General features: G+C 69.8%; 20 protein-coding genes. 3 read left to right on the forward strand and 17 right to left on the reverse strand.

From position 1 onward, the window contains the following. Positions 1–123: 123 nt before the first annotated feature. The 4 genes from DEJ25_RS06305 to DEJ25_RS06320 are packed head-to-tail and all read right to left on the reverse strand — an operon-like array spanning position 124 to position 4,374. Positions 124–1,719, reverse strand: a complete 1,596-nt coding sequence (locus DEJ25_RS06305) for a stealth conserved region 3 domain-containing protein (RefSeq protein ID WP_258366063.1) — start codon at positions 1,717–1,719, stop codon at positions 124–126. A gap of 26 nt (positions 1,720–1,745) precedes the next feature. Further along, positions 1,746–2,222, reverse strand: coding sequence for a DUF6804 family protein (locus DEJ25_RS06310; RefSeq protein WP_181421454.1), 477 nt, complete (start codon positions 2,220–2,222; stop codon positions 1,746–1,748). Continuing rightward, the gene (locus DEJ25_RS06315) at positions 2,219–2,845 is read right to left on the reverse strand and encodes a GDSL-type esterase/lipase family protein (protein WP_110902302.1); all 627 of its coding nucleotides are present in this window, start codon (positions 2,843–2,845) and stop codon (positions 2,219–2,221) included. The genes DEJ25_RS06310 and DEJ25_RS06315 overlap by 4 nt, the downstream gene beginning before the upstream one ends. Then, complete coding sequence (locus DEJ25_RS06320) at positions 2,842–4,374, reverse strand: SDR family oxidoreductase (RefSeq protein WP_111044146.1); 1,533 nt, start codon at positions 4,372–4,374, stop codon at positions 2,842–2,844. The genes DEJ25_RS06315 and DEJ25_RS06320 overlap by 4 nt, the downstream gene beginning before the upstream one ends. A gap of 42 nt (positions 4,375–4,416) precedes the next feature. Here DEJ25_RS06320 and deoC point away from each other — a divergent pair, with 42 nt between their 5' ends. From deoC to DEJ25_RS06335, 3 genes are all read left to right on the forward strand, one after another. Continuing rightward, positions 4,417–5,163: a deoxyribose-phosphate aldolase gene (gene deoC, locus DEJ25_RS06325; RefSeq protein ID WP_258366435.1), complete on the forward strand. Its 747-nt coding sequence runs from the start codon at positions 4,417–4,419 to the stop codon at positions 5,161–5,163. A 101-nt stretch (positions 5,164–5,264) separates the two neighbouring features. Further along, entirely contained in the window at positions 5,265–6,224 is a 960-nt protein-coding gene (locus DEJ25_RS06330; RefSeq protein WP_111044147.1) for an ROK family protein, read from the forward strand. 74 nt (positions 6,225–6,298) lie between these two features. Further along, a complete protein-coding gene (locus tag DEJ25_RS06335) occupies positions 6,299–6,865 on the forward strand; it encodes a type IV toxin-antitoxin system AbiEi family antitoxin (RefSeq protein ID WP_181421455.1) in 567 nt (188 codons plus the stop codon). A gap of 34 nt (positions 6,866–6,899) precedes the next feature. Here the strand turns inward: DEJ25_RS06335 and DEJ25_RS06340 are convergent, their stop codons facing one another. The 13 genes from DEJ25_RS06340 to thrS form a co-directional block, all read right to left on the reverse strand. Continuing rightward, positions 6,900–9,290 carry a bifunctional (p)ppGpp synthetase/guanosine-3',5'-bis(diphosphate) 3'-pyrophosphohydrolase gene (locus DEJ25_RS06340; RefSeq protein WP_258366061.1) on the reverse strand — a complete coding sequence of 797 codons (2,391 nt, stop codon included), beginning with the start codon at positions 9,288–9,290 and terminating at the stop codon, positions 6,900–6,902. A 45-nt stretch (positions 9,291–9,335) separates the two neighbouring features. Beyond that, the gene (locus tag DEJ25_RS06345; protein ID WP_110902306.1) at positions 9,336–9,695 is read right to left on the reverse strand and encodes a rhodanese-like domain-containing protein; all 360 of its coding nucleotides are present in this window, start codon (positions 9,693–9,695) and stop codon (positions 9,336–9,338) included. After that, entirely contained in the window at positions 9,695–10,693 is a 999-nt protein-coding gene (gene secF / locus DEJ25_RS06350; RefSeq protein ID WP_110902307.1) for a protein translocase subunit SecF, read from the reverse strand. Before secF ends, DEJ25_RS06345 begins: the two co-directional genes overlap by 1 nt. Further along, positions 10,693–12,450 (reverse strand): protein translocase subunit SecD, encoded by a 1,758-nt coding sequence (gene secD, locus DEJ25_RS06355; RefSeq protein WP_110902308.1) that lies wholly within the window; start codon positions 12,448–12,450, stop codon positions 10,693–10,695. The genes secF and secD overlap by 1 nt, the downstream gene beginning before the upstream one ends. A gap of 91 nt (positions 12,451–12,541) precedes the next feature. Further along, positions 12,542–12,931, reverse strand: a complete 390-nt coding sequence (gene yajC, locus DEJ25_RS06360; protein ID WP_110902309.1) for a preprotein translocase subunit YajC — start codon at positions 12,929–12,931, stop codon at positions 12,542–12,544. Positions 12,932–12,997: 66 nt separating this feature from the next. Continuing rightward, complete coding sequence (gene ruvB / locus DEJ25_RS06365; protein WP_111044148.1) at positions 12,998–14,035, reverse strand: Holliday junction branch migration DNA helicase RuvB; 1,038 nt, start codon at positions 14,033–14,035, stop codon at positions 12,998–13,000. Next, positions 14,032–14,652, reverse strand: coding sequence for a Holliday junction branch migration protein RuvA (gene ruvA / locus DEJ25_RS06370; protein WP_111044149.1), 621 nt, complete (start codon positions 14,650–14,652; stop codon positions 14,032–14,034). The genes ruvB and ruvA overlap by 4 nt, the downstream gene beginning before the upstream one ends. Next, a complete protein-coding gene (locus DEJ25_RS06375) occupies positions 14,649–15,230 on the reverse strand; it encodes a crossover junction endodeoxyribonuclease RuvC (RefSeq protein ID WP_284157247.1) in 582 nt (193 codons plus the stop codon). The genes ruvA and DEJ25_RS06375 overlap by 4 nt, the downstream gene beginning before the upstream one ends. A gap of 71 nt (positions 15,231–15,301) precedes the next feature. Further along, complete coding sequence (locus tag DEJ25_RS06380; protein ID WP_110902313.1) at positions 15,302–16,066, reverse strand: YebC/PmpR family DNA-binding transcriptional regulator; 765 nt, start codon at positions 16,064–16,066, stop codon at positions 15,302–15,304. Positions 16,067–16,151: 85 nt separating this feature from the next. Further along, positions 16,152–16,751 (reverse strand): pyridoxal 5'-phosphate synthase glutaminase subunit PdxT, encoded by a 600-nt coding sequence (pdxT, locus tag DEJ25_RS06385; RefSeq protein WP_110902314.1) that lies wholly within the window; start codon positions 16,749–16,751, stop codon positions 16,152–16,154. Beyond that, on the reverse strand, positions 16,741–17,658 hold the full coding sequence (gene pdxS / locus DEJ25_RS06390; protein ID WP_110902315.1) for a pyridoxal 5'-phosphate synthase lyase subunit PdxS: 918 nt from the start codon (positions 17,656–17,658) through the stop codon (positions 16,741–16,743). Before pdxS ends, pdxT begins: the two co-directional genes overlap by 11 nt. Positions 17,659–17,687: 29 nt before the next feature. Then, positions 17,688–18,269, reverse strand: coding sequence for an HIT domain-containing protein (locus DEJ25_RS06395; RefSeq protein WP_111044150.1), 582 nt, complete (start codon positions 18,267–18,269; stop codon positions 17,688–17,690). Continuing rightward, the gene (gene thrS / locus DEJ25_RS06400; RefSeq protein WP_111044280.1) at positions 18,269–20,257 is read right to left on the reverse strand and encodes a threonine--tRNA ligase; all 1,989 of its coding nucleotides are present in this window, start codon (positions 20,255–20,257) and stop codon (positions 18,269–18,271) included. Before thrS ends, DEJ25_RS06395 begins: the two co-directional genes overlap by 1 nt. Positions 20,258–20,263: the final 6 nt, after the last annotated feature.

Raw genomic sequence — 20,263 nt, forward strand, 5'->3', positions numbered from 1 at the left:
CGGGGATGGCTGGGGTCCGGCCGTGCTCGCAGGCTCGCCCGGAGCGCCCCTCAGGAAGTGGCTGGGCTCCGGCGCCGTGCTCGCAGGCTCGCCCGGAGCGACCGGGAAGGCCGCTGGCGCGTCCTAAGCGCCCGGTCGCTCCCACGGGGCCGGGAAGGGGAAGTAGCGCTCGAGGAAGTCGGTGACCCGCTCGGTACGCTCCTCGTCGCTCACCTCCGGGAAGCTGCCGTCGTTCAGGCAGAACATGTCGACGTTCCGCTTCTTCAACAGCTCGTCGAGCTCCCGGAGCCCCGCTTCCATCGTCGTGTCGATGTACCCGACGGTCGCGTTCTCCTGGATGATCGCCCGTCCCGTGAGCAGCGCGTAGTAATGGTAGAGCGAGTTCGTCACGGAGATGTTGTCCGCCGCACGGAACCGGGAGCCGGCGGTCGCGGCGAACTCCGCCGCGAACTCGTGCTCCATCTCGGTCATGATGCTCTTCCGCAGCGGCGTGGCGGCATGCTCCAGGTGTCGCGTGGTGACCGCGCCGAACCGCTGCTGCAGGAGCTTCCGGTTCACCCGTGCCGAGTTCTCGAACCCGCTGCGTGCCGGGTTGTTCGTCCCGAGCCCGATCCGGGTGGTCGCGAGGATGAACTTCGTCACCGATCCCGGGCTGAAGAACATCGACGGGTCGACCTGGCGCCCGAAGAACATGTCGTCGTTCGAGTAGATGAAGTGCTCGCTGAGCCCCGGGATGTGGTGCAGCTGCGCCTCGACGGCCTGCGAGTTGTGGGTCGGCAGGACCGAGGGGTCGGCGAAGAACTCCTCGCTGCGGACGATGCGCACCTTCGGGTGGTCAGCCAGCCACTCGGGAGCCGGAGAGTCGGTCGCGATGTAGATGCGCCGGATCCAGGGCGCGAAGATGTGGACCGACCGGAGCGCGTACTTCAGTTCGTTGATCTGCCGGAAGCGGGCAGGGGCGTCGTCGCCCTCCCCCAGGACGGCGTTCGCCTGCGCGGCCTGACGGGCGCGCTGGTACTCGATCGCGTTGCCGTCCACCCACGAGAAGACGATGTCGATGGGGAACCGGATGTCGGAGACGTGGTCGTCGAACATGTGCTCGACGGTCGACCAGCCGCGTCCGTAGCGCTCGATGTCGACGAGGACGAACTCCTCGATCGGCAGGCTGCGTCGCATCAGGGCGTTCTCGACGGGCGCCAGGACCTCGGTCTCGGTGACACGCCAGAACTCGAGCTGCACACTCGTCTCGGCGCCGTACCGCAGGCGGCCCATCGGCTCGAGGCGCGGACGGAACAGGCGGAGGACGGGCTCGTCGGCCGCTCCGAAGCCGTCGTCGACGACGAGCAGGGCGGCCTTGCCCGGCGGCTTCGCGTAGAACGGCTCGCCGGCGGCGGCGTCCATCACGGCGCTCTCGGCCCGCTGGCGGTCGCGCTCGTCGACGGCGATGACCGGACGCTGGTCGTTCCCGCGGATGAGCAGGTGGTCGACGTCGCCGGCGGTGAGGGCGTCGTCGAGGAACAGCAGGTCCTCGATCATCGACTGCTGGGGCGTGAGGTGCCCGTTGATGAGAGTGAGGCGTCCCTTGCGGAGGACGACGTCAGGACGGTCGAGACCGCCGGAGGACGGTCGAGGGGTCAGCAGAGGACTCTCGGTCACCGGCTCGGTCTCGTTGCTCATCCATGCCTTCCAGGTCACGCCGCCGTACTCGATGCACAGCATGTGCGATCTTACCGGGAGGCGCGGCGTCAGTCCGCCGAGCGCGGGACCTTGACCGCGATCCCGACGACGATGAAGAGCGCCGCCGCCACGAGCTGCAGCGCCGCCCACAGCTGCCCCGCGATCGGGAGCACCACGACGGGGTTCCAGCAGACGGCGACGGCGGCCGTGAGGACTGCCGCCCACCAGACGCGTCCGCGGATCGCGAACACCAGGACGATGAGTGCCAGCACCGTGACGCCCCATCGCGCGAACACGAACGCCGAGGAGTCGAGGAACGCCACGCAGGCCAAGAGCACCACGGCCGCGAGGAGCGACGGTGCGAGGGCCGGCCGGGTGAAGTCCGGCAGGGTCCGTCCGTCGCGGTCCGACCCGCTCCTGCGAGTGGCGCCGGGAGACGGGCGAGCAGCCCTGGACTGCGACGACGCCTGGCGCGACGACGCCTTCGGAGACGAGGTCGCCTGCTGCGAGGACCCGATCGCCGGCCGTCCCTTCCGTCCCGTCATCGGTCCTGGGCGTCGCGCAGGTCCGCCAGCGAGATCGGCCGGGACATCGGCGGCAACTCACGGACACGCTCGAGCGCCGGAACGAGCTCGGCGACGTAGGCGCGATACCCGTCCTCGTCGAGGTGCAACCCGTCGTCGGTGAACCGCTCGTCGAGGTGGTCCCCGTCGGCCAGGGCAGGCCAGACGTCGAGGTACTGGGCGTGGCAGGTGGCGACGAACTGGCGGAGGTGCCGGTTCGCCTGCTCGATCTTCTGCGTGTACTCGGCCTGCCGCGGAAGGATCGACACCAGCAGCAGTCGGACGCCCGGCAGCGCACGACGGAGGCTCACCAGGGCGGACTCGACGTTCCGCACGACGTGCTCGGCGCTGGCACGGTGGTGGCCGAAGTCGTTCGTGCCGATCAGGAGGACGATGACCTCGGGTGCGGCCTGCACGACCTCGTCCAGGCGTGCCAGGACGCCATCGGTGGTGTCGCCGTCGACGCCGAGGTTGATCGTCCGTTCGTCCGGCAGCCACTGCTCCCATGCGCCGCCCGCGGTGATGCTGTCACCCAGGAACAGGACACCGCCGCCGTCCGAGCGGTCGCCGCCCGTGCTGCCGCCGTCCGTGCCGTCGTCACTCATGCCGCCTCCTCGTGCGCTGGCTGCGCGTCGTCATTCTGGTACGTGGAGTTGCGCTGCGTCGAGTCCGTGCGGTGCGCCTCCCGTTCCGCCCGGGCGGTGATCCGCTCGACCATGCCGGGGAAGATCACCCCGTGGAACGGCAGGATGCCGTACCAGTAGAGCCGCCCGGCAAGGCCCTGGGGGAAGTAGATCGCTCGCTGGTGGTAGTCGCTGCCGCCGTCGTCCGACGGGGTGACGGTCATCTCGAGCCAGGCGCGGCCCGGCGACTTGAACTCGGCCCGGAGGCGCAGGTACCGACCGCGTACCAGCCGCTCGACGCGCCACCAGTCCAGCGCGTCACCCTGCTCGAGACGCTTCGGGTCGCGACGGCCGCGGTTCAGGCCGACACCACCGGCGATCTTGTCGAGCCAACCGCGCGCGACCCAGGCGAGCGGGAAGGAGTACCACCCGTTCTCGCCCCCGATCGACTCGACGACGCTCCACACGGCCTCCGGCGGGGCGGACGAGTGCCGCTTGCGGTCGTCGACGTAGACGGTGTGGCCTGCCCAGTCCGGGTCGCTCGGCAGCGGATCGGCCGACCCGCTCGAGAGCGTCGCGTTCCGCCAGCTCGTCTCGACGTCGCCCTTGCGCATCTTCGCCAGCGCGAGCCGGACCGCTCGGCGGTACGAGGTGAGTCCGCCCTCCGGCGGCGGGATGACGTCGTCGATGTCGTGTTCGCGCTGGACGCACTCGAACTGCAGCGACTCGATGATCGGGGTCGCGAGCTTCCGCGGGATCGGCGTCACGACGTTGAACCAGTGCGCCGCCAGTCGCGGGGTGAGGACCGGGAGGACCGTGATCGGCCGCTGCGGCAGCTTCGCCTCGACCGCGTAGCCGTTGAGCATCTGCCCGTACCGGAGCACGTCCGGCCCGCCGATGTCGAACGTGCGGTTGACGTCGGCGGGGATCGTGAGTGCTTCGACCAGGTAGTAGAGGACGTCGCGAACGGCGATGGGCTGGATGTGGTTCCGCACCCAGCGCGGCGCGGGCATCCACGGCAGGACGTCCGTCAGGTGACGGATCATCTCGAACGACGTGCTGCCTGAACCGATGACGACGCCGGCCTGCAGCGCGACGGTCGGCACACCGGAGCCGAGGAGGATCTCCCCGACCTCTTTCCGGCTGCGCAGGTGCTTGCTGAGGTCGCCGTCCGGGTGCAGACCGCCGAGGTACACGAACCGCTGCACTCCGGCCTCGTGACCGACACGGGCCATGGTCTGGGCGGCGTCGCGCTCGGCCTGCTCGAAGTCGCCGTCCGCTCCCATGGCGTGGGCGAGGTAGTAGACCGCCTCGATCCCGTCGACGGCGCCGGCGACGGCGTCGGCGTCCTGCAGGTCCCCCTCGGCGACGGTCACCCGGTCCGCCCAGGGGACGTCCTGGAGCTTCCGTGGGTTGCGGACGAGCACCCGGACGTCGTGCCCGGCATCGAGGAGTCTGGGGACCAGTCGACCACCGATGTACCCGGTGGCCCCGGTGACGAGGACGCGCATGCTCCGCACGGTACGCCTCACGCCTGCTTGTAGGCTTGCCGGGTGGACAACGCAGCGCTCCCCGACAACACCGAAGCCGTCACTGCTGATGCCGTGCGTCGACTCATCGACCACGCGGTCCTCAAGCCCGAGCTGAGCCGCTCCGAGGTCGATGCGCAGCTCGACGAGGCCGCCGCGCACCGCGTGTTCAGCGTGTGCGTCCGTCCGGGTGACGTCCTGCACGCCGTCGAGCGCCTGCAGGGCACCGGGGTGGGCGTCGGCACCGTGATCGGCTTCCCGCACGGCACCACCTCGACCGCGGCCAAGGTCGCCGAGTCGCTGCAGGCCCTCGCCGACGGGGCCTTCGAGCTCGACATGGTGCAGGACATCGGCGCCGCGAAGTCCGGTGACTGGCAGCGCGTCGAGCGTGACGTCCGCGCCGTCGTCGATGCCGCCGGGGACACCGTCGTCAAGGTCATCCTCGAGACCGCGTACCTCACCGACGACGAGATCGTCGCCGCCAGCCGTGCCGCCGTCGCCGGTGGTGCCGCGTTCGTCAAGACCTCGACCGGCTTCGCCGGTGGTGGCGCGACCGCCGAGCACATCCGTCTGATGCGCGAGACCGTTGGTCCCGACACCGGTGTGAAGGCCTCCGGCGGCGTCCGCGGCCTCGACACCCTGCTCGAGATGGTCCGGGCCGGCGCGAACCGTATCGGCACCAGCGCCTCCGCTCGCATCCTCGACGAGGTCGCGCACCGCGTCGCCACCGGTGCGGCCTCGGATCGCGGCGACGACACCTCGTCCTACTGAGCCCCTCTCCCCCGACCGACCTCACCTGGCCGGCCGCGTCCGGACGTGACGACACGTCCCGGACCGCTGCCGGGCCTCCCGACCGCCACACCGGAGTGCGCATGTCCAGCACCACGACCTCGTCCGAGTCCTCGAACCTGGCCCTCGCCGTCGACCTCGGCGGCACGAAGGTCGAGGCCGCGCTGGTCACCGACCAGGGCGTCGTCCTGCCCGCCACCCGGCACCGCAGCCCGACCGGCCCCGGGCGCACGTCCGAGGAGCTGCAGGCCGCGGTCGACGAGGTCGTCGTCGCGGCCCTCGCCAGCCTGCCGGACGACGCGACCCTGGTCGGCGTCGGGATCGGCTCGGCAGGCCCGGTCGACGAGGAGAACGGCCTGGTCTCCCCGCTGAACATGCCGGTCTGGCGCGGCTACCCGCTCCGCGACCGCGTCGCCGCCCAGGTGCCGCATGGCGTCCCGGTGACGCTGCGCATGGACGGGCTCGCGATCACGCTCGCCGAGCACTGGGTCGGTGCCGCGCAGGGCTCTGACCACGTGATGGGCATGATCGTCTCCACCGGCGTCGGTGGCGGGCTCATCCTGCACGGTCGGACCGTGAGCGGGCCGACCGGCAACGCCGGCCACATCGGACACGTCGAGTGCGGTGGGTACGAGGACCCCTGCGCCTGCGGTGGCACCGGCTGCCTGGAGGCTGTCGCCAGCGGCCCGAAGACCGTCGGTTGGGCGCGTCGTCAGGGGTTCGCCGGCAGCACCGGCGAAGAGCTCGCGGCCGCCTACGCGGCCGGGGACGAGGTCGCCGTGGCCGCGGTCAAGCGGAGCGGTCGCGCGCTCGGTCAGGCCATCGCGGCCGCGACGAGCCTGGTCGACCTGGAGGTCGTGGCGATCGGTGGCGGTTTCTCACACGTCTCCCCTGACCTGTTCGAGTACGCCCGACAGGCCGTGGCGGAGCGGGTCGAGTTCCCGTTCGTGACGAAGGTGCGGATCGTGCCCACCGGGCTGTCGCAGGACGGCCCGCTCATCGGCGCGGCGGCGCTCGTGCACCGGGCCGACGTCCTGCGCTGACGCCGGTCCCGAGCCGGTCCACCGCTTGTCCACACCCGCGTCCCCGGTGACGCCCGGTACGGGATCATGTGCTCGTGCCCTCCTCCCGCCTCGTCACCACGGACGACTGGCCAGCGGCGGAACTGCACGCCGCCGTCCTCGCCGGTGACCTCGTCGCGGTCGGCGCCTGCTGGGCGTCGGTCGCCGAACCACAGGACGCTGCCCTCCGTGCCGCCTCGTACGGGTGGAGCGTCGGCGATCCGCGGGTCGTCGCCGGCGGCCTGAGCGCCGCGTGGATCTGGGGCGGGTGCTCCCGCCCGCCCGTCCCCCACGACGGCTGCGTCCCCGCCGACGAACGGTTCCGTCGGCGTGGTGCATGGACGACCGTGCGCGAGATCGCTCTGGACGACGACGACGTCACCACGTGCGCCGGGGTGCGGGTGCTCACGCCCGAGGCGACCGCCCTCGACCTGCTCCGGGTCCGACGTCGGTTCGGCATGCGGGACGCCGAAGCCCTCCGCGGACTGGTGGTCGCCGCGAACCTCGACCCGTCGTCCGTCGGACGCTGCCTCGAGCGGGCGGAACGGGCGCCGATGGGACGGCAGGCGCAGCGGCGGTTCCGCGACACCGGGTTCGACCGGACCGATCGGAGCCCGGCCTGACCGGCACTGCCCGGCCTGACCGGCACTGCCCGGGTCAGCCCGCGCTGACCCGGTACACGTCGTACACGGCATCGATGCGACGGACGGCGTTCAACACGCGGTCGAGGTGCGTGGTGTCGCCCATCTCGAACACGAACCGCGACAGTGCCAGGCGATCGGACGACGTCGACACGGTGGCCGACAGGATGTTCACGTGGTGGTCGGTGAGCACCCGGGTGACGTCGCTGAGCAGGCCGGAGCGGTCGAGCGCCTCGATCTGGATCTGCACGAGGAACACCGACTTGGACGACGGGGCCCACTCGACCTCGATCATCCGGTCCGGCTCGTTCATCAGCGACTTGACGTTCGTGCACGACGCCTGGTGCACCGAGACGCCCTGGCCGCGGGTGATGAAGCCCACGATCTGGTCGCCCGGCACAGGAGTACAGCACTTCGCGAGCTTGACGAGGATGTCCGGCGCACCGCGGACGAGCACGCCGCTGTCGCTGTTGCGCAGCTGTCGGCTCGTGACGTGACGCGGGAACGAGAGTTCCGGCTCGTCGGTCTCGGTCTCCGTCTGGATGCTGCCGAGCGCCTTCTCGATGACCGACTGACTGGAGACGTGGCCCTCGCCGACAGCCGCGTAGAGCGCAGCGACGTCGTCGTACCGCATCGCCGACGCCACCTCGGAGATGGTGTCCTGGCTCATGATGCGCTGCAGCGGCAGGTTCTGCTTCCGCATCGCCCGCGCGATCGCGTCACGACCCTGCTCGATCGCCTCTTCGCGACGTTCCTTCGTGAACCACTGCTTGATCTTGTTCCGCGCTCGCGGACTGCGGACGAAGGTCAGCCAGTCCTGGCTCGGCCCGGAGTCGGGGTTCTTCGACGTGAAGATCTCGACGACGTCACCGCTCGACAGCGCGCTCTCGAGGGGCACCAGCCGGCCGTTGACCTTGGCGCCCATCGTGCGGTGCCCGATCTCGGTGTGCACGGCGTAGGCGAAGTCGACCGGGGTGGCCCCGGCGGGCAGGCCGATGACCTTGCCCTGCGGGGTGAAGACGTAGGTCTCCTTCGCACCGATCTCGTACCGCAGCGAGTCGAGGAACTCGGCCGGGTCGCTGGTCTCTGCCTGCCAGTCGGTGATGTGCGCGAGCCACGCCATGTCCTGGTCGGACTGGCTCGAGCTCTCGGCGTCGCGCCCGGTGACGCGCTGCTTGTACTTCCAGTGCGCGGCGACACCGAACTCGGCACGCTGGTGCATCTCGTGCGTACGGATCTGGATCTCGACCGCGCGGCCCTGCGGCCCGAGGACCGTCGTGTGCAGCGACTGGTACAGGTTGAACTTCGGCGTCGCGATGTAGTCCTTGAAGCGACCGGGCAGCGGCGTCCACCGCGCGTGCACCGCACCGAGCATCGCGTAGCAGTCGCGGACTGTTGGGACGAGGACGCGGATGCCGACCAGGTCGTAGATCTCGTCGAACTCGCGCCCCCGCACGATCATCTTCTGGTAGATCGAGTAGTACTGCTTCGGGCGGCCCATGACGTCGCCCCGGATCTTGGCGGCCTTCAGGTCCTTCTTGAGGGTCCCGGTGACGCTCTGCACGAACTGCTCGCGCTTGGGCTGCCGCTCCTTGACCAGGCTGTCGATCTCGACGTAGAGCTTCGGGTGGAGCACGGCGAAGGACAGGTCCTCGAGCTCCAGCTTGATCATCTGGATGCCGAGGCGGTGCGCGAGCGGCGCGTAAATCTCGAGCGTCTCCTTCGCCTTGCGCGACGCGGAGGCGGACTCCACGAAACCCCACGTGCGGGCGTTGTGCAGGCGGTCGGCGAGCTTGATGACGAGTACCCGGATGTCCTTCGACATCGCGATCACCATCTTGCGGACGGTCTCGGCCTGGGCGCTGTCGCCGTACTTGACCTTGTCGAGCTTCGTGACGCCGTCGACGAGCATCGCGATCTCGTCGCCGAAGTCCTCGCGCAACTGGTCCAGCTGGTAGTCGGTGTCCTCCACCGTGTCGTGCAGCAGCGCGGCCGCGATCGTGATCGTGCCGATGCCGAGGTCGGCGAGGATCTGCGCCACGGCCACCGGGTGGGTGATGTACGGCTCGCCCGACTTCCGCTTCTGCCCGTCGTGCGCGCGTTCGGCGACGGAGTACGCGCGCTCGATGAGCGTCGTGTCCGCCTTGGGGTGGTGCGACCGGACGGTGCGGATCAGGGTGTCGACGGCACCCGCGGGCTGTGCGCGGGAGAACAGCCGCGGCAACAGGGAGCGGAGTGAACCGAGGTTCCCCGTCGTGTTCGCACCGAGCGGTGGACTGGACGGCCGCGGTGCCGATCCCGGCCGCGAGCCGTCGCCGGGCCGAGACGCACCGCTGGACTCGGGAGCACCGCCGGACCGGGAGGCTGCGCCGGCATCCGGCTGCGAGGACTCACGCGTGTCGGTCATGCTGCGCCTCCCGGGACTCGATCCGACAACACTACGCGTGTCGTGTCAGTGCTCGTGACCACGTTCGCCGTCAGCGGCGGCGGCCGTGCCGGGCCGGACGACCGGGGCGCCGGACTGCTCCCAGGCGACCATGCCGCCGGACAGGCTGACGGCGGGGACGCCGGCGCGCTCGAGCGCCGCGACCACCTGCGCCGAGCGGTACCCGCTGTGGCACACGACCACGGCGGGGTGCTCGTCGTCGACGGGGACCTCGGCCCAACGGGCCTGCAGCTCCGACATCGGCAACAGCGTCGCCTGCGGTGCATGCACCTCGTCCCACTCGGACTGCTCGCGCACGTCGATCAGCGGTGCGCCGGCCTCCAGGCGCGCGAGCGCCTCGGTGAGGTCGACCTCGGCGGCGGCCATCAGACCTCCGCCCCGGCCTCGACCGGACGCTTCTTCGCGGCCGCCTGCTGCTTCTTCGCGTCGGCCGCGACGATCTTCGGCTCCTTCTCACGGAGGTGCGCGTACATCGGCGAGGCCAGGAAGATCGTGGAGTACGTCCCCACGATGATGCCGATGAACAGCGCGAGCGAGATGTCCCGGAGCGTTCCGGCACCGAGCACGTACGACCCGATGAACAGGATCGCCGCAACGGGCAGGAGCGCGACGATGGAGGTGTTGATGGATCGGACCAGCGTCTGGTTCACGGCCAGGTTGACCGACTGCTTGAACGTGCGGATCGACTCGATGCTCGTGTTCTCGCGCACCTTGTCGAACACCACCACGGTGTCGTACAGCGAGTACCCGAGGATGGTGAGGAAGCCGATCACCGCAGCCGGCGTGACCTCGAGTCCGACGATGCCGTAGACGCCCGCAGTGATGAGGAGGTCGTGGATCAGTGCGGTCATCGCCGCGAGCGACATCTTCCAGGTGCGGAAGTACAGCGCCATGAACACTGCTGCCAGGGCCAGGAAGATCACGAGACCGCGGATCGCCTGTGCCAGGACGTCGGCACCCCACGTCGCACCGATGAAGGTCGCGGCGACCTTGTCGTCCGGCACCCCGTACGCCGAAGCGAGCTCGGAGGCGATCTCGTCGGTCTGGGCGGTCGTCAGCTGACCGGTCTGCACGCGGATGCCGTGCTGGCCGAGCTGCGAGACGCGCGGGATGACGTCCGGGACGACGCGTTCGACCGTCTCGGTCGCGAGGCCCTGGTCCGTCGACTTCGCGTCGGAGATGGTGAACTCGGAGCCGCCGGTGAACTCGATGCCGAGCTGGTACCCGCCGCGCAGCCACGGGATCGCGAGTGAGAGCACGATGCACACGACCGCGATGACGTACCAGGTCTTCCGGCGTCCGACGATGTCGTAGGACCGCTTGCCCGTGTAGAGGTCGCTGCCGAACTGGCTGAAGCTCGCCATCAGCTGTCCTTCCCGTTGCCGGTGCCGTTGCCCGTGCCGTTGTCGGTGCCGGCGGCCTTGCGCTCGGCGATGGTCTGGCGGCGGGCGGCTTCACGCGCACTGCGCTGCCGCTTGCCGTCCACGATCGGGGCCCGGAACTGCGCTCGGCCGCGGTACACCGCACCGAGTGCTGCCGGGTCGAGCCCGCTGAAGCGGTGCCCTTCGCCGAAGAAACGCGTCCGGGCGATGAGCTGCATCATCGGGTGCGTGAAGAGCGCGACCACGACGACGTCGATCAGGGTGGTGAGGAGCAGCGTGAACGCGAATCCCTTCACGTCGCTGACCGCGAGCACGTAGAGGGTCACGGCGGCGAGGAAGTTCACCGAGTCGGACGCCAGGATCGTGCGGAGTGCACGCTTCCAACCGGACTCGACCGCGCTCTCGAGGGCTCGGCCGTCACGGAGTTCGTCCCGGATGCGCTCGAAGTACACGATGAACGAGTCCGCCGTGATGCCGATCGCCACGATCAGACCCGCGACTCCCGCCAACGACAGTCGGTAGTCGACGCGCCACGACATGATCGCGATCACCAGGTAGGTGAGCGCTGCGGCGACACCGAGCGACAGGACGGTGACGAACGCCAGGGACCGGTACTGGATGACCGAGTAGATGACCACGAGGATCAGACCGATGAGACCGGCGACGAGGCCACCGACCAGCTGCGCGGTGCCGAGCGTCGAGGAGATGACCTCGTTCGACTGGACCTGGAAGTTGATCGGCAGCGCGCCGTACTTCAGCTGGTCGGCGAGGGTCTTCGACGAGTCTGCGGTGAAGTTGCCGGTGATCTGCGCCTTGCCGTTGGTGATCGCGGAGTTCGTCGTCGGTGCCGTGATGACGGTGCCGTCGAGGACGATCGCGAACTGGTTCTGCGGCTGAGCGAGCTTGACCAGGCGGTTCGTGACCGAGCCGAAGTCCTTCGTGCCGGCCCCGTTGAAGGACAGGTTGACGGCCCACTCGCCGGTCGTCGTGCCCTGCGAGTTCGACGCGAGACCCGACGTGGCGTTGCTGATGTCGGCACCCGACACCTCGACCGGGCCGAGGATGTACTTCGCCGCACCGTCGTTGTCGCACGTGACCAGGGGCTCGTCATCCGGAGCCGACGTGACGTCGTCCGGAGCCGTGCACTTGTAGTTCGTGTAGAGGTCCTGCAGCTTGGGCGTCACCCAGGCCAGGTCACTGCCGTTCGTCGGCTTCGCGCTCGGCGTCGCCTGCAGCGATGCGGGCGGCGAGTACGGCGTCGGCGAGGCGGACGACCCCGAGCCGGAGTCCCCCACGGCGCTGTCCGACGCTGCTTCGGTGTAGAGCACCGGCCGGAAGGTCAGTTTCGCCGCGGCCTCGATGCGCTGGATCGTCTGCTGGTCCGGCTTACCCGGGATCGAGACGACGATGTTGTTCGCGCCCTGGGTGTTGATCTCGGACTCCGAGACACCGGTGGCGTCGATGCGCTGGCGGATGATGTTCACCGCCTGCTGCAGCTGCTGCGAGGTGACTGCCGAGCCCTCGGTGCTCTGCGCCGCGAGGGTGATCTGCGTGCCACCCTGCAGGTCGAGTGCCAGCTCGGGGAGCCAGCTCGCGCCGGCGTACCACTTGTCGGAGGCGTCCTTGGTGGTGCTCGCGAGGACCGATGCGGCGGTGTTCAACCCCGCGAGGACCGCGATGAGGATCACCAACCAGGTGAGCGAGCGGAGCGCCTTCTTGACGGGTGTCGATCGTGCCACCGGTCGTCTCGTCTTTCTGTCGTGAGCCCCGCACGTCGCAACGCACGGGGCTCATGGTGTCGCACCGCCGGTCAGCCGGCGGCGTCGGAGGTCAGTCTTCGGTCTTGCGCTTCGTGATGTCGACGTCCTCGACACGCTCGCCGTAGATCGGCTCGCCGTTGAGTTCGGTGACGTGGGAGTCCGACTCCGTCTCGGTCGTGACGGTCGTGTCCACGGCCTCCGGGGTCTCTTCCGGGACGACGCGGGACAGCGTCTGGCGGTGCACCGTGATGACGGTGCCGGGCGCGATCTCGACGTCCGCCGTGACCTTCTCGTCATCGACCGACACGAGCGTGCCGTACAGGCCGAAGGACAGCATGACGCGTGCGCCCGGGACCATCTGGCTGGCCGTCTCCGTCTGCTGCTTCTTGCGCTTGCGGCTGCTGTAGAACATGAAGGCCGCGAACGCCACGACGATGATGATGAGGAAGTACTGGTCCATGGGAGCCTTCGGTCGGTCGAGCGGTTTCGGGCGCGAGCAGTCTAGAGCACGCACATGTGCAGTACTTCACGCATCGTCGGCGTCGAAGAGACCGGGCTGGGCGGCCGCCTGGCCGGGTGTCAGACCGAAGTGTCGCCAGGCCTGCGGCGTCGCGATCCGCCCGCGCGGGGTCCGGGTGACCAGACCGATCCGCACGAGGAACGGTTCCACGACCGACTCGATGGTCTCGGACTCCTCGCCCACGGACACCGCGAGCGTGTTCAGGCCGACGGGTCCGCCGTCGAAGCGGGTGAGCATCGTCTCGAGCACCGCGCGGTCCAGCCGGTCGAGGCCGTACTCGTCGACGTCGTAGAGCTCCAGGGCGCCCTGGACGGCAGCCATGCCGTCACGGGTGCCGTGCACGAGCGCGTAGTCCCGGACACGACGGAGCAGGCGGTTCGCGATGCGCGGGGTACCCCGGGAACGCCCGGCGATCTCCCGCAGGGCGTACCGGTCGAAGTCGAGCTCGAGCAGGTGCGCGGCACGGATCAGGACCTGTTCGAGTTCGTCGCGCTCGTAGAACTCGAGGTGTGCGGTGAAGCCGAAGCGGTCGCGGAGCGGATTCGGCAGGAGACCTGCCCGGGTGGTCGCCCCGACGAGGGTGAACGGCGCGAGGTCGAGCGGGATGCTCGTCGCCCCGGCGCCCTTGCCCACCATCACGTCGATGCGGAAGTCCTCCATCGCCAGGTAGAGCATCTCCTCGGCCGAGCGCGCCATCCGGTGCATCTCGTCGATGAACAGGACGTCGCCGGGCATCAGGGACGACAGGACCGCGGCGAGGTCGCCGGCGTGCTGGATCGCCGGCCCGCTCGACATCCGCAGCGGCCGCGCCGACTCGTGCGCGACGATCATCGCGAGCGTGGTCTTGCCGAGTCCGGGAGGCCCGGCCATCAGGATGTGGTCCGGCGTCCGGTCCTGCATCGCCGCGGCCTTGAGCAGCAGGTCGAGCTGCCCGCGGACCTTGCGCTGTCCGACGAACTCGTCGAGCGACTTCGGTCGCAACGCTCCCTCGAACGCCAGCTCCTCCGGCGACTGCGCGTCGGCGGCGGTGATCCCGCCGCTCACCGTCCGGCACCGGTGGGTCGGAGGGTCCCGAGTGCGGCGCGGAGCAGCGCCTGGGTGCCCATCTGCTCGACACCGGGTGCGTTGGCGACGGCGTCGTCGACGGCACTGCGGGCAGCGTCCTCGCGCCAACCCAGACCGACGAGCGCGGTGACGACGTCCTCGGACGCGGGGTGGGCGACGGCTGCGGCGGCCGCTGTCGTGGCCGTGGGCGCTTCGAAGGCGGCGAGCTTGCCGGCGAGGGCGACGATGATCAGCTTGGCAGTCTTCGGGCCGATGCCGGAGACCTTGCGGAACGCTCCGTCGTCGTCGTTCGCGACGGCGTTCGCGACCTGGGCCGCGGTCATCTGCCCGAGGACGCCGAGTGCCGACTTCGGGCCGACGCCGGAGACACTCCGGAGCAGGTCGAAGACGCGCAGTGCATCGGTCGACTCGAAGCCGAACAGCTCGAAGGCGTCGTCGCGCACGATCAGGGCCGTCCGGACGAAGACCTCGGATCCGTGGCGCATGGTCAGGGCGTGCGCGGGCGTGACCGTGACGGCGTACCCGACTCCCCCGACCTCCACCACGGCGGTCGATCCGGCGACGTCGATGCAGGTGCCCCGGAGACTCGCGATCATGCCCCGAGCCTAGGGCGGGCCGGGGACGTCCTCGCGCCGCCGCTCCGCACGAGGGGCGACGCGGCACTGCGTCCGGCCGCACCCGCCTGCGCGTCCCGCCAGGCCCGCTGTGCCGGGGTGAGCGTCGACGGACCGGAGCTGACGGCGTCGGGCGAGCCGAGCCTCCAGGCATGACAGACGGCCAGGGCGAGCGCGTCGGCGGCGTCGGCGGGCTTCGGCGCCTCGGCGAGCCCGAGGACCCGGGCGACCATCGCCTGGACCTGCCGCTTGTCCGCGTTGCCGTAGCCGGTGATGGCGGCCTTCACCTCGGACGGGGTGTGCAGACCGACCGGCAGCCCGCGCGCGGCGGCCGCGTGCAGGGCCAGGCCCGACGCCTGCGCCGTCCCCATCACGGTGCGGACGTTCGCCTGCGCGAAGACACGCTCGACCGCCACCGCGTCCGGACGGTGTGCGTCGATCTGTTCGGCGATGCCCTCGGCGATCGCGAGCAGTCGCAGTTCCAGCGCCATGTCGGCGGGGGTCCGCACGACCGTCACGTGCACGAGCCGCGCCCGGCGATCCGGCGTGACCTCGACCACGCCGACGCCGCAGCGGGTGAGCCCGGGGTCGACCCCGAGGACCCGGAGCGCCGCGCCGGACCTGGCCGTGATCAGTCCTCGTCTTCGTCGAGTTCGGCCTGGACGTCCGCCGGCACGTCGAAGTTGGCGTAGACGTTCTGGACGTCGTCGCTGTCCTCGAGCGCGTCGATGAGCTTGAACACCTTGCGGGCGGTGTCGGCGTCGACCTCGACCTTGAGGTTCGGTACGAACTCGGCGTCCGCGGCGTCGTAGTCGATGCCGGCAGCCTGCAGGGCGGTCCGCGCCTCGACGAGGTCACTCGCCTCGGTGATGACCTCGAAGCCGCCGCCCTGGTCGATGACGTCCTCGACGCCGGCGTCGAGCACGGCCGTCATCACGTCGTCCTCGGTCAGGTCGTCGGTCTTGGTGACCGAGATGACACCCTTGCGGTTGAAGTTGTACGCGACGCTGCCCGGGTCGGCCATGGTGCCGCCGTTGCGGCTCATCGCCGTCCGGACCTCGGCCGCGGCACGGTTCTTGTTGTCGGTGAGGCACTCCACCAGGAGCGCGACGCCGTTCGGCCCGTAGCCCTCGTACATGATGGTCGTGTACTCGATCGACTCACCGGTCAAGCCGGCGCCGCGCTTGATGGCGCGGTCGATGTTGTCGTTCGGGACCGAGGTCTTCTTGGCCTTCTGGACCGCGTCCACGAGGGTCGGGTTGCCCGACATGTCGGCCCCGCCCATCTTCGCGGCGACTTCGATGTTCTTGATGAGCTTGGCGAACGACTTCGCACGGCGACCGTCGATGACGGCCTTCTTGTGCTTCGTCGTCGCCCACTTGGAATGCCCGGACACGGTTCTCCTTGCGTCGTGCGGAAAGTCTCCGACAGTTTACCGGCTGGGCCCACACGGCCGGTACCGGCGCGCCACGGAGCCCGCGTCAGGCGCGGCGGACGATGTCGAGGAAGCGACGGTGGAACCGGTCCTCGCCCGCGACCTCGGGGTGGAACGCACTCGCGAGCACGTTGCCCTGCTGCACGGCCACCACCTGGCCGTCGGGCAGCGCACCGATGACGTCCACGCCGGACCCGTGCTGCTCGACGACCGGCGCGCGGATGAACACCGCGTGCACCGGGTCGGCACCGAGGTCGGGCATCGGGATGTCGATCTCGAACGAGTCGTTCTGGTTGCCGAAAGCGTTGCGCCGCACCGTGGTGTCGAGGACGTCGAGCGTGTGCTGCCCCGCGATGCCGTCGGTGATCCGCGAACTGAGCATGATCATGCCCGCGCACGTACCGTAGGTCGGGAGTCCGGCACGGATGGCGTCACGCAGGGGCTCGGCGACGCCGAACGCGCGGGAGAGCTTGTCCATCACGCTCGACTCGCCGCCGGGGATCACGACACCGTCGAGGGCATCGATCTCCTCCGGGCGGCGGAGCGGGACGACGTCCGCACCGAGCTCGGTGAGCGAGGCGATGTGTTCGCGGAAGTCGCCCTGCAGTGCCAGGACGCCGATCCGGGGGGCGGCCTTACCAGCCACGCTCGGCGAGGCGGTGCGGTGCTGGGACGTCGGCGACGTTGATGCCGACCATCGCCTCACCCAGACCACGGGAGACCTCGGCGATGACCTTGGGGTCGTCGTGGAAGGTGACGGCCTTGACGATCGCGGCGGCACGCTTCGCGGGGTCGCCCGACTTGAAGATGCCGGAACCGACGAACACGCCGTCGGCACCGAGCTGCATCATCATCGCGGCGTCCGCGGGGGTGGCGACACCACCGGCGGTGAAGAGCACGACGGGCAGTGCGCCGGTCTGGGCGACTTCCTTCACCACGTCGTACGGCGCCTGCAGTTCCTTGGCAGCGACGTAGAGCTCGTCCTCCTTGAGGTTCCGCAGCGCCGCGATCTCCTTCGAGATGGTGCGGATGTGGCGCGTGGCCTCGGACACGTCACCGGTGCCCGCTTCGCCCTTCGAGCGGATCATCGCCGCACCCTCGGTGATGCGACGGAGGGCTTCGCCGAGGTTGGTGGCGCCGCAGACGAAGGGGGTCGTGAAGCCCCACTTGTCGATGTGGTTCACGTAGTCGGCCGGCGAGAGGACCTCGGACTCGTCGATGTAGTCGACACCGAGCTCCTGCAGCACCTGGGCCTCGACGAAGTGCCCGATGCGGGCCTTCGCCATGACCGGGATCGACACGGCGGCGATGATCTCCTCGATCATCGACGGGTCGGACATGCGGGCGACACCACCCTGGGCGCGGATGTCGGCGGGGACGCGCTCGAGGGCCATGACGGCGGTGGCGCCGGCTTCCTCGGCGATGCGTGCCTGGTCGGCGTCGATCACGTCCATGATGACGCCGCCCTTGAGCATCTCCGCGAGACCGCGCTTGACGCGCGAGGACCCGGTGGTCGAAGTGGCGTTGACGGTGCTGGGGGTGCTGTCGCTCATGATCCCTCCATCTTAGTGCGGAGCAGGCGTCAGCGCTGTTCGCCCCAAGCGTCCGCGATGAGCACCCGGGTGTCGCCGAGCATCTGCGACATCGACTTGGTCCGGGCGATGATCGGGAAGAAGTTCGAGTCCGACTCCCACCGCGGGACCACGTGCTGGTGCAGGTGCGCGGCGACCCCGGCTCCGGCGACCTCGCCCTGGTTCATGCCGATGTTGAAGCCGTCGCAGTGCGAGACCCGCCGGAGGACCCGCATCGCCGTCTGGGTCAGCTCGCCGATCTCCTGCAGTTCCTCCGGCGTCGTCTCGTCGTAGAGCGGGACGTGTCCGTACGGGCAGACCAGCAGGTGCCCGTTGTTGTACGGGTACAGGTTCAGCAGCACGTACGCGTGCTCGCCCCGCGCGACGATGAGGGCTTCCTCGTCGGACTTCCGCGGCGCCTCGCAGAACGGGCAGTCGTCACGGTGTCCGCGGCCCTCGCCCGCGCGACCGGCGTCGATGTAGGCCATCCGGTGCGGGTTCCACAGGCGCTGGAAGGCGTCCGGGACCGCCGCCTGGGTGGCGGCGTCCCGGATCACCAGCGGGTCGCCCTCGTCGTCGAGCGGGCCGGTCATCAGACCTGCACGCGGTCGCGGATGGCGGTCGTGATGCGCTCCACCGCTTCGTCGACGGGCACGCCGTTGTCCTGACGGCCGTCCCGGAAGCGGAAGCTCACGGCCCCGGCGTCGCGGTCGTCCCCGCCCGCGATGAGCTGGAACGGCACCTTCGCCTTGGTGTGCGTGCGGATCTTCTTCTGCATGCGGTCGTCGGAGTGGTCGACCTCGGCGCGGACGCCCTTCGCGCGGAGCTTCGCGACGACTTCGTCGAGGTAGTCGCCGTACTCCTCGGCCACCGGGATCGCGACGACCTGCACCGGCGAGAGCCATGCGGGGAACGCTCCGGCGTAGTGCTCGGTGAGGACGCCGAAGAACCGCTCGATGGACCCGAACAGGGCGCGGTGGATCATCACCGGGCGCTGCCGGGTGCCGTCGGCGGCGGCGTACTCGATGCCGAAGCGCTCCGGCAGGTTGAAGTCGAGCTGCACGGTGGACATCTGCCAGGTGCGGCCGATGGCGTCCCGCGCCTGCACGGAGATCTTCGGGCCGTAGAAGGCCGCACCGGCGGGGTCGGCGACGAGTTCGAGCCCGGACTCCTCGGCGACCTCGCGCAGGGTGTTCGTCGCGACCTCCCAGACCTCGTCGTCGCCGACGTACTTCTCGGGGTCCTTGGTCGAGAGCTCGAGGTAGAAGTCGTCGAGACCGTAGTCGCGGAGCAGGGACAGCACGAACTGGAGGGTCGTCGTGAGCTCCTCCTTCATCTTCTCCTGCGTGGTGAAGATGTGCGCGTCGTCCTGGGTCAGCCCGCGGACCCGGGTGAGGCCGTGGATGACGCCGGACTTCTCGTTGCGGTAGACCGTGCCGAACTCGAACATCCGCAGCGGCAGGTCACGGTACGACCGGGCCTGCGACCGGTACGCCAGGATGTGCATCGGGCAGTTCATCGGCTTGAGGTAGTAGTCCGCGCCCTGACGGGTGACGTTGCCGTCCTCGTCGCGGGCCTCGTCCATGTGCATGGGCGGGAACATGCCGTCCTTGTACCACCCGAGGTGCCCGGACTGCTCGAACAGGTCGCCCTTGGTGATGTGCGGCGTGTAGACGAACGAGTAGCCCTCCTGCTCGTGCCGCCGGCGCGAGTAGTCCTCCATCTCGCGGCGGATGATGCCGCCCTTCGGGTGGAAGATCGCCAGGCCCGAACCGATCTCGTCGGGGAACGAGAACAGGTCGAGTTCGGCGCCGAGCTTGCGGTGGTCGCGCTTCGCCGCCTCTTCGAGACGCACGAGGTACGCCTTGAGCTGGTCCTTGTCCGGCCACGCGGTGCCGTAGACGCGCTGCAGCTGGGGGTTCTTCTCCGACCCGCGCCAGTACGCGGCGGCGACGCGCATCAGCTTGGCGGCGTTGCCGATCCAGCGGGTGTGTGGGACGTGCGGGCCACGGCACAGGTCCTGCCAGACGACGTCGCCGGACTTCGGGTCGACGTTCTCGTAGACGGTGAGTTCACCGGCACCGACCTCGACGCTCTCGCCGGAGTCGCCTTCCGACGCGGCACCCTTCAGGCCGATCAGCTCCTGCTTGTAGGGCTCCCCCGTCATGAGCTCGCGGGCTTCATCGTCGGTGACGACCCGGCGTCGGAAGCGCTGGGCCTGCTTGACGATGCGGTCCATGCCCTTCTCGATCGCCTTGAGGTCCTCCGGCGTGAAGGGCTCGGCGACGTCGAAGTCGTAGTAGAAACCGTCGGTGACGGGCGGCCCGATGCCGAGCTTGGCGTCCGGGTTGATCTGCTGCACCGCCTGCGCGAGCACGTGCGCGGCCGAGTGGCGCAGGATGTCGAGGCCGTCCTGCTCGTCGAGCGTCACCGGCTCGGCGGTCTCCCCCGCCTGGACGTCGGCGGCGAGGTCCTTGAGTACTCCGTCGACACGGATGGCGACGACACCGCGGACGCCGTCGAAGAGCTCGGTCCCCGTCGTGGCGGTCGTCGCGGTGCGGGGCTCGGGTGCCTGGGGCACGTCGGC

The sequence above is a fragment of the Curtobacterium sp. MCPF17_011 genome (assembly GCF_003234145.1).
Lineage (GTDB): Bacteria > Actinomycetota > Actinomycetes > Actinomycetales > Microbacteriaceae > Curtobacterium.